The sequence below is a fragment of the Rugamonas sp. FW305-51 genome (genome assembly GCF_058786935.1).
The window spans coordinates 1-13892 of sequence record NZ_JBYSZG010000057.1; the positions used below are offsets into that span (position 1 = coordinate 1).

Sequence of the window (13892 nt, forward strand, 5' to 3'; positions counted from 1 at the left end):
CCCTCACAACTCACTTTAGCCAACCCGCCTGCGTTTCGGCGGCGGGAGGCCGGCTAGATGATTTTCATACCCCATTTCCCCGAAAAATGGGGCTGCAAGAAACCGGGAAAATGGGGTACGTCCCCATTTTTTTGAAAAAGCAAAAAAGGGGTACGTCCCCATTTTTAAAAAGGGGACGTCCCCATTTTTTTGGCAAAAAAGAGGCCCGGCGGGGCCGGGCCAAGCTGGGTGCAGCAAGGGTCTGTCGTTACAGGGTGGCCACCAGCTGCGTGGGGGCGGCGGGCTCGGCGCTGGCCTTGCTCTTGGCCGTCGCTTGCTGCTTGGCGCGCGCGCGCGATGGGGGCAGGCGGCGCAAGGTTTTTAACGCTTCCGCGTCCTTGATGCCGATCGTGCGCTGGTCCACGCTGATCAGGCCGATCTCGTTGAAGGCCGACAGCGTGCGGCTTACCGTCTCCAGCGTCAGGCCCAGGTAGCTGCCGATTTCATGGCGCGTCATGCGCAGGTTGAACAGCTTGCTCGAATAGCCCATCTGGGCGAAACGCTCGGCCAGCGAGACGAGGAAGCGGGCCACCCGCGCTTCGGCGCTGAGCGCGCCCAGCATGCCTATCATGGCTTGCTCGCGCACCAGCTCGCGGCTCATCACGCCGTACATCATGTTCTCCAGCTCCAGGTGGATGCGCCCCAGCGCCGTCAACTTCTTGAACGGCAGCAGGATCAGGTCGCAGTCCGACAGGGCCACCGCTTCCGACGAGTAGTGGCGGGTGTGGATGCCGTCCACCCCCAGCATGTCGCCTTTCATGGGGAAGCTCAGCACCTGCTCGTTGCCGAACTCGTCGATCAGCACCGTCTTCAGGAAGCCGGAATTGACGATGTAGAGCGTGTCGAACGGCTGGCCGATGGTGTGGATGCGCTGGCCCGTCTTGAACTGCACGTGCTGGAACAGCAGCTCCTCGGCCGAGATCGAACAGGCTGCCGGAATGTGGAGCAGATCGCACACTTCTTTCAGGTTCGACCAGAGGCGTCCCTGGCGTTGCCGCCCCGCCTCCATCGGAGAGGGCGGGACGTTCGCCGGGGATGCCGGACGGATTGCGGACGCTTGCGTGGACAGCATGTTCATCTCCTGGTGTCAGGTCATTCAGTTCAATGGCGCTGGGAAGGACGGCCCGGTTGCCGCGGCCGCTGGGCCGCCTGCCTCGCGCGCAGGGATGGGGCGCGCCCGGAGCCGGCTGGTCTTGTTCTGGCCTGTCTCGCCTGGCGCCGTGGTGCTGGAAACACTGAAATGGCCGCGAAGCAAAACAATCGTATGGTTTCAGTATGCCAACGGGGAGGGGGGATTAATATCAGCAAGCGCTGAATATGCGCGTAGGAGACGGCGCGAAATTGTAGGAGTCGTCCTACTGGACCCGGCTGCCGGGGCGGCGCCGGGCGGGAAGTTCAGGTTTTGAAGGGCGATAACAGACGATGCGCCACGGCATATTGCACCATTTCCGACAGCGAATTCATGCCCATCTTCTGCATGATGCGGGTCTTGTGGGTACTGACCGTCTTCACGCTCAGGTGCAGGCCGTTGGCGATTTCCGTGATGGACTTGCCGGCCACCAGCAGCGAAAACACTTCGAACTCGCGGTCCGACAGCTGTTTGTGCAACAGGCTCTCGTTGGGCATCATGATGTTCAGGGCCAGCTGTTCAGCCACTTCGGTGCTGATGTAGGGCCGGCCCGAGGCCACCTTGCGGATCGCGCCCACCAGCTGGGTGCCGGCGCTTTCCTTGGTCAGGTAGCCCTGGGCCCCGGCCCGGATGGCGCGCACGGCGTATTGTTCCTCCTCATGCATGGTGAGGATCAGGATGGCCAGCTTGGGCGCCTCGCTGCGGATCTGGCGGATCAGGTCCACTCCGCTGCGCCCCGGCATGGACAGGTCCAGCAGCAGCAGGTCGAAACCGCCCTGGCGCACGTGGTTGAGCACTTCAAAGCCGTCGATCGCCTCGCCCACGATGTCGATGTCCGGCGCACCGTCGAGGATGCGTTTGAGTCCCTCGCGCATGATGGTGTGGTCGTCGGCAATGACAATTCGTATCATAGGTCGGTCTGGATAATGCCTTTCGGCATGGGTTCAAAGTTTGCGATGGGAACACACTGGCCCGGGCGCGCCATGCGCCGAACCGCAGCATACTACCGCAAAATCGCGGCGGCCATGCCAGTTAATCAATATTGCCGGCCCTGTCCTAGGGCGCGGCGGGCGCCGGTTCCTTGATCAGGCGGTGCACCAGCACCGGGATGCGCGAGTGCGACAGCACCTTGTTGGTGACGCTGCCCAGCAACAGCTGGCCCCAGCCGCTGCGCCCGTGCGACCCCATGAAGATCAGGTCGCACCCTTCGCGGGCGGCCACGTCGACGATCTTGAGCGCCGGGCTTTCCGCGAACACGGTCATGCCCTGGCAGCGCAGGCCGCGGCGGGCGGCCGCGTCGACGATCGGTTGCACGTGCTGCTGGCCGGCGCGCTGCATGGCGGCCATGTATTCCTCCTCGCTGGGATAGCTGGGGGGAATGATTTCCACGTAGATTGGATACTGGTATTCCGGCGCCACGAACAGGGCCAGGATGTCGGCCCCCATCTGCTCGGCAAAGTCGACCCCGGCGCATGCCGTCTTACTCGACACGGTGGAGCCGTCGGTCGTAATCAAGATCTTGCGGTACATGGCAGTCCTCCTAGGTTCACGCCGGCACGCACCCAGCCGGCGGCGCGGCTGGCAAGCTGCAAGCGGGGCCAGCGCTCCAGTTTAATTGTAGTCCCGATTCACATTATTGTTAGCATGGAAAGTCTTGATCTGTATCAATAAGCATAACAGCAGTTGCTGTTAGGTCAATGCTAGCGCATCATTTTTTGCATATGGGCACTTGTTTTGTGGTTGCCGCCATACCTGGCCGATCTTTCCAATGTTAGTATCTGCAAATACAACAGAAAACTTGGCTTTCCACCCTGAGCTGCGGGTATGCCGACCGGCTTTCCGGCCCCGGAGATTGAACAATCCGGCGCCGCCCTGCTAAACTCGCGTAAGCGCGTTATATTGCCGGGCGTCATCACTCTCGCGCCCGCCTGCGGATGGGGCGGCACAGGGTGACAAAAGCAAGATGAGGGCAGCAATTTTACAAATTATGGAGAAGCAGGGATTATGACCAACGCCGCTGATGATTTCGACGCACTATTTGATGAAGTGTCTGCCCAGAGCAAGGCCGCAGCGCCCGCCCCAGCGCCCGCTCCAGCGCCGGCCGCAGCGGAAGATGACCTGGAAAGCCTGTTCGACCAGGTGGCGGCAGCCCGTCCCGCCGACGTGGCGCCGGCCGCCGCCGCGGCGGCCCCGGCGGCCGACGGCGCCGACGACGACAGCGCGGCCGGCGACAAGCCCATGTTCGAACGCCTGGGCGGCATCGTGCGCCTGCTGCACGATTCGCTGCGCGAACTGGGCTACGACAAGGCCCTGACGGAAGCGTCGTCCCAGATCGTGGACGCCCAGGACCGCCTGGAATATGTGGCCAGCCTGACCGAACAGGCCGCCAACAAGGTGCTCAACACGCTCGACGACGGCATGCCGGCCCAGGATGTGCTGTCCAAGCAGTCCAAGGATATGGAGAACCGCTGGAACGACCTGTTCGCGGGCAAGCTCAGCCTGGACCAGTTCAAGGTGCTGGCCGGCGACTCCAAGTCGTTCGCCCAGGCCGTGTCGGTGGCCACGGAGGCGGAAAAAGCCCGCCTGCTGGAAATCATGATGGCCCAGGACTTCCAGGACATCACGGGCCAGCTGATCAAGAAAGTGGTCACCATCACCAAGACGGTGGAAAACGAGTTGGCGCAGCTGCTGCGCGACAACGCGCCGGCCGACGTGCGCGAGAAACTGGCGCAAAAAGAAGTGTCTCTGATGCAAGGCCCATCGGCTCCGGCGGTGGCGCTGAACCAGGACAATGTCGACGACCTGCTTGCTGATCTGGGATTCTAATGGACGATATGCTCAAGGATTTCGTCGTCGAGGCGATGGATCTGGCTGTCAATGTAGAAGAACACCTGTTGCGCCTCGAACGCGACCCGGAAAACAAGGAAACCCTGAACGCGGTGTTCCGTTCGTTCCACACCATCAAGGGCGGCGCCGGTTTCATGAACCTGCCGGCCCTGGTGGCGGCCTGCCACCTGACGGAAAACCTGTTTGACGCGCTGCGCACGGGCGCCGCGCCCGTCACGCCGCTGGCCATCGAGGCGGCCCTGCAGGCGTCCGGCTTCGTGGCCGACCAGCTGGCCGAACTGTCGAACGGCGCCGAGCCCGAGTCGCTGCCGGCCATGCCCGACGACCTGGAAGCGATCCTGAAGGACGCCATCGAGGGCAAGTCGGAGGCGCCGGCCAAGGCCGCCGCCAAGCCGGCCGCCGCCCCGGCCCCGTCCGCCGCTGCCGCGCCGGTCGCCGCGCCGTCCGCCGCCCCGTCCGCCGACGGCCTGGACTGGGAAGGCATGTATCTCTCCGTGGTGCCGGAAGGCACCTACACCCGCAGCGCCGCCCCGGCCCCGACCGCGCCTCCCGCGCCTTCGGCCGCGCCGGCCGCCGCCGTGGCCGAAGGCGTTGCTGCCGCCGTGGCGGCAGCCGGCCCGGCGGCCGCGCCGCGCGCCCGCCCCGAAGGCGAGAAGCGCGAAGACCGGCCGCAGTCGGCTCCCGTCAAGGAAGAGAGCATCCGGGTCGACGCCGTCAAGCTCGACGCGCTGCTGGAAGTGGCCGGCGAATCCGTGCAGGCCGCCAACCAGGCCGCCGTGCTGCTGGAACGCCTGCTGCAATTCAAATTCGAGGGCCAGGCCGCGACCCTGATGGCCACCCTGGCCGAGACGCTGGAGCGGGCCTCGCGCTATTCGACCGAGCTGCAGCGCGCCACGCTGGCCACCCGCATGCAGCCGGTGGGCCGGCTGTTCCAGAAGTTTCCGCGCCTGGTGCGCGAACTGGCCAAGGACCTGGGCAAGGACATCGAGCTGACCATCGAGGGCGCGGAAACGGAAGTGGACCGCGTCGTCGTCGACAGCCTGTACGATCCGCTGGTGCACATGCTGCGCAACGCGCTCGACCATGGCGTCGAATCGCCCGAGGAGCGGGTGGCGGCCGGCAAGTCCACCAAGTCCTACATCTCGCTCAAGGCCTGGCAGGAAGCCAACAGCGTGATGATCGTGCTGCAGGACGACGGCAAGGGCATGGATCCGATCAAGCTGCGCGCCAAGGCGCTGGAGAAGGGCCTGATCAGCGAATCGGCCCAGCTGACGGCCGACGACTGCTTCCAGCTGGTGTTCCTGCCCGGTTTCTCGACCAAGGAAGTGGCTTCCAGCGTGTCCGGCCGCGGCGTGGGCATGGACGTGGTGAAGACGGCGGTGGAAAAGAACCGCGGCGCCATCCACATCGAATCGGCGCTGGGCTTCGGCACCAAGTTCGCCATCCGCCTGCCGATCGAACTGTCGATCGTGCCGACCATGCTGGTGTCCACCTCGGGCGCGGCGCTGGCGCTGCCGATGGCGGTGGTGCAGCGCGTGGTCGAGCTGCCGGAAGTGTTCATGGAAGTGGGCGGCGCGCCCGTGCTCAAGGACCAGGGCCGGCCGCTGCCGGTGCGCTCGCTGGCCGGCGCCCTCGGTTACGAGAGCTGCCGCGAGAAGGTGGGTATTGTTGTTGCCGCGCCACAACCGTACATCCTGGCCGTGGCGGCCGTGGACGGCACGGCCGACCTGGTGATCAAGCCGATGACGGCCATCGCCGTGGAAGGCATTACGGGCACGGCCCGCTCCGCCGAGGGCGAGCTGGTGCTGGTGGTGGGCCTATCGTTCCTGATGGACGGGTGCCGCAGCAGTGTCCGAATGGCAGCCTAGCGTTACGCTGGCGACTGAGAGGCTGAGAGTCTTTCGTTCATGCCCGCTCATCACGCCAGAAAGCGCCCGCTCGGCGTTGCAAATGCTCGCCATAGCCCGCTATGGCTGTGCTTTGCGCCTTGATCGGCCACCTTCTGGCGCGCTGCTCGGTCATGCCCGAAATGCTCTCAGCCTCTGACACTCAGCCTGCGACCCCCGCAGGCTTTTTTTTCGCCGTCGCGGCCGCTGGCCGGGGCGGCAATGCGATACAAAATAGCAAAGGAGTCATAAGAAGTGTATCAGAACGCGAAACCGCATCGGCTCACGAGGCTGGAGGGCGGCGCCGCTTTTGCATTGCACAAATATGGCATAATCAAAGTGGATCACTCACACAGGCGGTAGCAGCACTGCATATATCATGATGAAGACGCTTTACGACAAACTCTGGGAATCGCACGTGGTCAAGGCCGAAGAAGACGGCACGACCATCCTTTACATCGACCGCCACCTGGTGCACGAAGTCACCAGCCCGCAGGCATTCGACGGCCTGCGCGCCGCCGGCCGCAAGCCGTGGCGCGTGTCGGCCAACCTGGCCGTGGCCGACCATAACGTGCCCACCACCGACCGCGCCCACGGCATTGCCGACCCGGTTTCGCGGCTGCAGGTGGAAACGCTGGACGCCAACGCCAAGTCCTACGGCCTGACCTATTTCAATATGAACGACAAGCGCCAGGGCATCGTGCACGTGATCGGGCCGGAGCAAGGCGCGACCCTGCCGGGCATGACGGTCGTCTGCGGCGACTCGCACACCTCGACCCACGGCGCCTTCGGCGCGCTGGCGCACGGCATCGGCACCTCGGAAGTGGAGCACGTGCTGGCCACCCAGACCCTGCTGCAGAAAAAATCCAAGGCCATGCTGGTGCAGGTGGACGGCACGCTGCCGGCCGGCGTCACGGCCAAGGACATCGTGCTGGCCATCATCGGCAAGATCGGCACGGCCGGCGGCACCGGCTACTGCATCGAATTCGGCGGCTCGACCATCCGCGCGCTGTCGATGGAAGGCCGGATGACGGTCTGTAACATGGCCATCGAAGCGGGCGCGCGCGCCGGCATCATCGCGGTGGACGACACCACCATCAACTACGTCAAGGGCCGTCCGTTCTCGCCCGTGGGCCCGCACTGGGAGCGCGCCGTGGAATACTGGCGCACCCTGCACTCGGACGCCGGCGCCCGTTTCGACCTGGTGGTCACGCTCAACGCGGCCGAGATCAAGCCGCAGGTGACCTGGGGCACCTCGCCCGAGATGGTGACGTCGATCGACGGCCGGGTGCCCGATCCGGACCTGGAAAAGGACAGCGTCAAGCGCGATGCGATGGAAAAGGCGCTGGTCTACATGGACCTCAAGCCCAACACGGCCATCGAGGACATCCGCATCGACAAGGTATTCATCGGTTCCTGCACCAACTCGCGCATCGAAGACTTGCGCGCGGCGGCCGAGGTGGTGCGCGGCAAGCACCGCGCCTCCAACGTCAAGCTGGCGATGGTGGTGCCCGGTTCCGGGCTGGTCAAGGACCAGGCCGAGCGCGAAGGGCTGGACCGCATCTTCAAGGATGCCGGTTTCGAATGGCGCGAGCCGGGCTGCTCGATGTGCCTGGCCATGAACGCCGACCGGCTGGAGCCGGGCGAGCGCTGCGCCTCGACCTCGAACCGCAATTTCGAAGGCCGCCAGGGCCAGGGCGGACGCACCCACCTGGTGTCGCCGGCCATGGCGGCGGCGGCCGGCATCGCCGGCCACTTCGTCGACGTGCGCGCGCTGCGCTGATCATCATTACCGTTACCACTCTCTGCAAGCGAACTACACCATGAAGAAACTATTCACCCTGTCCCTCCTGGCCCTGATCCTGACCGGCTGCAACACCATTAACGGTTTCGGCAAGGACGTCAAGAAAGTCGGGGAAGCGGTCGAAGGCGCTTCCAGCAAAAAATAACACGCAGTGCGGCGGGCCCCGGCGGTCCGCCGCCGCACAACCCGAATGAGTATCATGGATAAATTTACGATCTACGAAGGCCTGGTGGCCCCGCTTGACCGCGCCAACGTCGACACCGACGCCATCATCCCGAAGCAATTCCTGAAGTCCATCCATCGCACCGGCTTCGGCCCCAACCTGTTCGACGAGTGGCGCTACCTGGACCACGGCGAGCCGGGGCAGGACAACAGCCGCCGTCCGCTGAACCCGGACTTCGTGCTCAACGAGCCGCGCTACCAGGGCGCCTCGATCCTGCTGACCCGCAAGAACTTCGGCTGCGGCTCCTCGCGCGAGCACGCGCCGTGGGCGCTGGATCAGTACGGCTTCCGCGCCATCATCGCGCCCTCGTTCGCCGACATCTTCTTCAACAACTGCTACAAGAGCGGCTTGCTGCCCATCGTTTTACCTGAAACGCAGATCGATCATCTGTTCAACGAAGTCAAGGCCTTCCCCGGTTACCGTCTGGTGGTCGACCTTGAGCAGCAGCGCATTTCCACCAGCAATGGCAGCATCTCCTACCCCTTCGAGATCGACGCCTTCCGCAAATACTGCCTGATGAACGGTCTGGACGATATCGGCCTGACCCTGCGCCACGCGGATACCATCCGCGATTACGAGGCGCGTCATCTGGCAAGCCAGCCCTGGCTGGCCAACGTCATCTAATCTCGAACCAACACTATGAAAATTGCTATCCTCCCGGGCGACGGTATCGGCCCGGAAATCGTCGACCAGGCCGTCAAGGTGCTCAACGCGCTGGACGAAAAATTCGAACTCGAAACGGCGCCCGTGGGCGGCGCCGGCTACGCGGCCCATGGCCACCCGCTGCCCGAGGGCACGCTGGCGCTGGCCAAGGCGGCCGACGCCATCCTGTTCGGCGCCGTGGGCGACTTCAAGTACGACACGCTCGAGCGTTCGCTGCGTCCCGAGCAGGCCATCCTGGGCCTGCGCAAGCAACTGGGCCTGTTCGCCAACCTGCGTCCGGCCATCTTGTACCCTGAACTGGCGGGCGCCTCCACGCTCAAGCCGGAAGTGGTGTCGGGCCTGGACATCCTGATCATCCGCGAACTGACGGGCGACATCTACTTCGGCCAGCCGCGCGGCGTGCGCGAATGCCCGGACGGCCTCTTCAAGGGCCAGCGCGAAGGCTACGACACCATGCGCTACGCGGAAGGCGAGATCCGCCGCATCGCCCACGTGGCGTTCCAGGCCGCGCAAAAGCGCGACAAGCGCCTGACCAGCGTGGACAAGGCCAACGTGCTCGAGACGTTCCAGTTCTGGCGCGACATCGTCACCGACGTGCACAAGGAATATCCGGACGTGGCGCTGGACCACATGTACGTCGACAACGCCGCCATGCAGCTGGTGCGCGCACCGAAGCGCTTCGACGTACTCGTCACCGGCAACATGTTCGGCGACATCCTGTCGGACCAGGCTTCGATGCTGACCGGCTCGATCGGCATGCTGCCGTCGGCCTCGCTGGATGCCAACAACAAGGGCCTGTACGAACCGTCGCACGGCTCGGCGCCCGACATCGCCGGCAAGGGTGTGGCCAATCCGCTGGCCACCATCCTGTCGGCGGCGATGATGCTGCGCTACTCGCTGGACCGCGCCGAACAGGCCGACCGCATCGAAAACGCCGTCAAGGCGGTGCTGGCCCAGGGCCTGCGCACGCCGGACATCTACGAGGCGGGCACCACCAAGGTGGGCACGCAGGAGATGGGCGACGCGGTGCTCAAGGCGCTGGCGCAGTAAAGACGGAACGGTATAAACGATTTACATGATATTGAAGGAATGATGATGAAACTAGTAGGCTTGGTAGGTTGGCGCGGCATGGTCGGTTCGGTCCTGATGCAGCGCATGCAGGAAGAGGGCGATTTCGCCCACATCGAACCGGTGTTCTTCACCACCTCGAACCCGGGCGGCGCGGCGCCGGCCATGGCGAAAAACGAGACCACGCTGAAAAGCGCGACCGACATCGCCGAGCTGAGCAAGTGCGAGATCATCATTTCCTGCCAGGGCGGCGACTACACCACCGAGGTGTTCCCGAAACTGCGCGCGGCCGGCTGGAACGGCTACTGGATCGACGCCGCGTCGACCCTGCGCATGGAAAAGGATGCCGTGATCGTGCTCGACCCGGTCAATATGCATGTGATCAAGGACGCGCTGGGCAAGGGCGTGAAGAACTTCGTCGGCGGTAACTGCACCGTGTCGTGCATGCTGATCGGCCTGGGCGGCCTGTTCCAGCACAACCTGGTGGAGTGGATGACTTCCATGACCTACCAGGCGGCGTCGGGCGGCGGCGCCCAGCACATGCGCGAACTGCTGACCCAGTTCGGCACCATCAACAGCGCCGTCAAGCCGCTGCTGGACAATCCCGCGTCCGCCATCCTGGAAATCGACCGCCAGGTGCTGGCCACCCAGCACGGCATGTCGGCTGACGAGACCCGCCAGTTCGGCGTGCCGCTGGCCGGCAACCTGATTCCATGGATCGACAAGGACCTGGGCAACGGCCAGTCCAAGGAAGAGTGGAAGGGCGGCGCCGAGACCAACAAGATCCTGGGCCTGGGCCCGGACTTCGGCTCCAGGGCCATTCCCGTGGACGGCCTGTGCGTGCGCATCGGCGCCATGCGCTGCCACTCGCAGGCACTGACCATCAAGCTGACCAAGGACGTGCCGCTGGACGAGCTGACCGACATCATCGCCTCGTCCAACCAGTGGGCCAAGGTAGTGCCGAACACGCGCGAAGCGTCGATGAAGGATCTGTCGCCGGCCGCCGTGACCGGTGGCCTGACGATTCCCGTCGGCCGCCTGCGCAAGATGAGCATGGGTAACGACTACCTGTCCGCCTTCACGGTGGGCGACCAGCTGCTGTGGGGCGCGGCCGAGCCGCTGCGCCGCATGCTGCGCATCGTGCTTGATGCATAACGAACGTTAACGGACGTACATCGGGGCGCACATCGCCCATCATCCGGCGGACGCGACATCCGCCACGATCCGACAGCGGCCCCGGTGCAAACGGGCGCCGCTGTTTTTTTTGACGCATGCTTCCCAAACGGTTTTTTTCAGCTTACATTAGGCGCCAAGGTGACATATCGGGGTGCACGGCACGCGCAAAGCTTGCGTGGGCCTGTCCATGGTGATATGTTGATACTTCCGGGAAAGTAACATTTTTCCCTCTGACAACTCTTTTGCCGCCCACTATGCATTTAACCTCTCGCCCCAGCATCGTTTCGTTCGCGTTGAAAACACTGACCAGTGCCGTCGCCTGTGCCGTGCTTTTGTCCCCCGCAGCAAACGCCGCCGGGCTCGGCAAGCTGACCGTGCTGTCCTCGCTCGGTCAGCCGCTGCGGGCGGAGATCGAGCTGACGGCTGTCTCGGCTGACGAAGCGGGCGCGCTGGTGGCCAAGCTGGCTCCCACCGAAGCCTTCCGCGCCGCCAATATCGACTTCAATCCCACCTTGCTGTCGCTGCGCTTCGACGTGCAGCAGCGCGACGGCCGCCAGATCATCCGCATCACTTCCGGCCAGCCCGTCAACGAACCGTTCGTCGACATGCTGCTGGAACTGAACTGGACCGGCGGGCGCATGGTGCGTGAATATACTTTCCTGCTCGATCCGGCCGAGCTGCGCAGCACCCAGCCGGCCCAGGTGGCCGCGCCGGCCGAGCCGTCCCGTCCCGCCGCCACCGCACCGGCCGCGCCGGCGGCGGCCACGGCCGCGCCGGACCTGCCGGCCAGGGCGCGCCGGACACCGGAAGCGCCCAAGGCGGGCGGTGAATACAAGGTCAAGGCGGGCGACAACCTGAGCCGCATCGCCGGCCAGCTCAAGCCGGTCGACGTGTCGCTGGACCAGATGCTGGTGGCGCTGTACCGCGCCAATCCGGAAGCGTTCGCGGGCAAGAACATGAATCGCCTGAAGGCGGGCCGCATCCTGGCCGTGCCCGACGCGGACGCCGTGCGCGCCACCGCCACCGACGGCGAGGCGCGCGGCGTGGTGGTGGCCCATGCGGCCGACTTCAATGCCTACCGCAGCAAGCTGGCCGGCCAGGTGGCCACCAGCGCTCCGGCCAAGGAGCCGGAAGCGACCCAGAGCGTGGCCGGCAAGATCACGGCCAAGGTGGAAGAGCGCGCCACGCCCGTCAATGAAGCGAAGGACCAGCTGAAACTGTCGAAGGCCAATCCCGCCTCGGCCCCGGCCGGCGGCAAGACGGCCATGGCGGTGGAAGACAAGATCGCCAAGGAAAAGCAGGTGGCCGACGCGGCCAACCGGGTCAAGGAGCTGGAAAAGAACGTCAGCGACCTGGAACAGCTGATGGCCGTGAAGAACAAGGCCCTGGCCGACCAGAAGAAACCGTCGGCTTCGGCCCTGGCCGCCGCCTCCGCGCCCGCGCCCGCGCCCGTGATCGACTTGAATGCGCCGGCCAGCGCTTCGGCCCATGCCTCGGCCAGTGTGCCGGCCCCTGCCAGCGCCCCGGCGGCCGCCAGCGTGCCGCCCAAGCCGCGCCGTACGGTGGTGGTGCCGCCGCGCATCGCCGAGCCGAGCATCGCCGACATCGTGATGGATAACATCACCTACATCGGTGCCGGCCTGGCTGCCTTACTGGGCGGGGTGGGCCTGCTGGTGGCACGCCGCCGCCGCCAGGAGCAGGCCGGTGCCGACGTGCGTACGGAAACGAGCGTGCTGGGCGATTCGCCCACCACGGGCCAGCAGCTGATCGCTGAAACGGGCGGCCAGAGCGTGGACACCAACAACAGCGTATTCAATTCCAACTTCGCCCCATCGGCCAGCCAGCTCGACACCAATGAAGTCGATCCGGTGGCCGAGGCCGACGTCTACATCGCCTACGGCCGCGATGCCCAGGCCGAGGAAATCCTCAAGGAAGCGCTGCGTATGCATCCGGAGCGCCACGCCGTGCGCCTGAAGCTGCTGGAAATCTACGCCACCCGCAAGGATAGCCGCGCCTTCGAAACCCAGGCTTCCGAGCTGTATTCGCAGACCCGGGGCGAGGGCGACGACTGGGCTCAGGCCGTGGCGCTGGGCCTGGCGCTCGACCCGCACAACCCGCTGTACGCGTCGGGCAAGCAGCAGGCGGCCGCCCCGGCCCCGGCCGCCGCACCGATGAACGATTTCGATCCATCCATGTTCGCGCCGCCCCCTGCCGAGGCGCCGCATGACCTGGGCAGCAGCTTCGCCGCGCCAGCCGGCGGCGGCCTGGACCTGGACTTGAGCCAGGATGCCGGGGCGCCCGCCGCCATGGACTTCGGCGCCCTGGAGACGGCCGTGCCGTCGGACGCGCCGACGCCGGCCTCGATGGCCGCTGCCGCCTCCGCCGACCAGTTCCTGGACTTCGACCTCGGTGGCCTGAGCTTCGATTCGGCCGCCGCGCCGGCCGCCCCGGCGGCCGAAACGGCGGCCCCGGCCGAACCAGCCAAGGCGGAAGAAGCCGCGTTCGACCTGAGCTTCGACGCCGCGCCGCCGCCAGCCGCCGCCGCAGCGCCGGCCCCGGCCGACGACTTCAGCATGGACTTCGGCCTGGACTTGCCAGCCGCCGCGCCTGCCGCGGCGCCGGCACCGGCCCCGCTGCCCGTGGTGGACAGCGATCCGCTGGCCGACCTGAACCTGATGGACTTCGACATCCCGGCCGTGCCGGCCCCGGCGCCGGCCGCCGAACTGAGCGCCAGCGATTTCGCGCTGCCGGAAATCCCGGCCGCGCCGGCCCCGGCGGAAGTGGCCGCGCCCGAGTTCGACCTGTCGAGCATCGATTTGGACCTGAACAACGCGGCCGTCGAAACCAAGCCGGCCCGCGCCGAGCCGCAGTCGGCCGTCCACATGGAAATGGAAACCAAGCTGGACCTGGCCATCGCCTATCAGGAGATCGGCGACAAGGAAGGCGCCCGCGAGCTGCTGGACGAAGTGATACGGGGCGGCAGCGACGAGCAGGTGGCCAAGGCCAGCTCCATGCGCGCCCTGCTGGGCTAGGCGGTCGGTAGCGCCGGCCGGGACC

General features: G+C 65.6%; 11 protein-coding genes. 8 read left to right on the top strand and 3 right to left on the bottom strand.

From position 1 onward, the window contains the following. Positions 1-247: 247 nt before the first annotated feature. From AC3WOS_RS25395 to AC3WOS_RS25405, 3 genes are all read right to left on the bottom strand, one after another. On the bottom strand, positions 248-1048 hold the full coding sequence (locus AC3WOS_RS25395) for a Crp/Fnr family transcriptional regulator (protein ID WP_492719748.1): 801 nt from the start codon (positions 1046-1048) through the stop codon (positions 248-250). A gap of 386 nt (positions 1049-1434) precedes the next feature. Beyond that, entirely contained in the window at positions 1435-2079 is a 645-nt protein-coding gene (locus AC3WOS_RS25400) for a response regulator (RefSeq protein WP_492719700.1), read from the bottom strand. Positions 2080-2224: 145 nt separating this feature from the next. Further along, complete coding sequence (locus AC3WOS_RS25405; RefSeq protein ID WP_492719701.1) at positions 2225-2698, bottom strand: universal stress protein; 474 nt, start codon at positions 2696-2698, stop codon at positions 2225-2227. Positions 2699-3172: 474 nt separating this feature from the next. On the opposite strand from AC3WOS_RS25405, the gene AC3WOS_RS25410 reads away from it, so the two are divergent. The 8 genes from AC3WOS_RS25410 (at position 3173) to AC3WOS_RS25445 (ending at position 13867) form a co-directional block, all read left to right on the top strand. After that, positions 3173-3994, top strand: a complete 822-nt coding sequence (locus tag AC3WOS_RS25410; protein WP_492719703.1) for a protein phosphatase CheZ — start codon at positions 3173-3175, stop codon at positions 3992-3994. Beyond that, positions 3994-5883 carry a chemotaxis protein CheA gene (locus AC3WOS_RS25415; RefSeq protein ID WP_492719704.1) on the top strand — a complete coding sequence of 630 codons (1890 nt, stop codon included), beginning with the start codon at positions 3994-3996 and terminating at the stop codon, positions 5881-5883. The genes AC3WOS_RS25410 and AC3WOS_RS25415 overlap by 1 nt, the downstream gene beginning before the upstream one ends. Positions 5884-6280: 397 nt before the next feature. Beyond that, positions 6281-7684 (top strand): 3-isopropylmalate dehydratase large subunit, encoded by a 1404-nt coding sequence (gene leuC, locus AC3WOS_RS25420; RefSeq protein ID WP_492719706.1) that lies wholly within the window; start codon positions 6281-6283, stop codon positions 7682-7684. A 40-nt stretch (positions 7685-7724) separates the two neighbouring features. After that, complete coding sequence (locus tag AC3WOS_RS25425; RefSeq protein WP_492719707.1) at positions 7725-7850, top strand: entericidin A/B family lipoprotein; 126 nt, start codon at positions 7725-7727, stop codon at positions 7848-7850. Positions 7851-7904: 54 nt separating this feature from the next. Continuing rightward, positions 7905-8552: a 3-isopropylmalate dehydratase small subunit gene (gene leuD / locus AC3WOS_RS25430; RefSeq protein WP_492719709.1), complete on the top strand. Its 648-nt coding sequence runs from the start codon at positions 7905-7907 to the stop codon at positions 8550-8552. A 15-nt stretch (positions 8553-8567) separates the two neighbouring features. After that, positions 8568-9641, top strand: coding sequence for a 3-isopropylmalate dehydrogenase (gene leuB, locus AC3WOS_RS25435; RefSeq protein WP_492719711.1), 1074 nt, complete (start codon positions 8568-8570; stop codon positions 9639-9641). A gap of 45 nt (positions 9642-9686) precedes the next feature. After that, a complete protein-coding gene (asd, locus tag AC3WOS_RS25440; RefSeq protein ID WP_492719712.1) occupies positions 9687-10814 on the top strand; it encodes an aspartate-semialdehyde dehydrogenase in 1128 nt (375 codons plus the stop codon). 347 nt (positions 10815-11161) lie between these two features. Then, on the top strand, positions 11162-13867 hold the full coding sequence (locus AC3WOS_RS25445; protein ID WP_492719714.1) for a motility hub landmark protein FimV: 2706 nt from the start codon (positions 11162-11164) through the stop codon (positions 13865-13867). Positions 13868-13892: the final 25 nt, after the last annotated feature.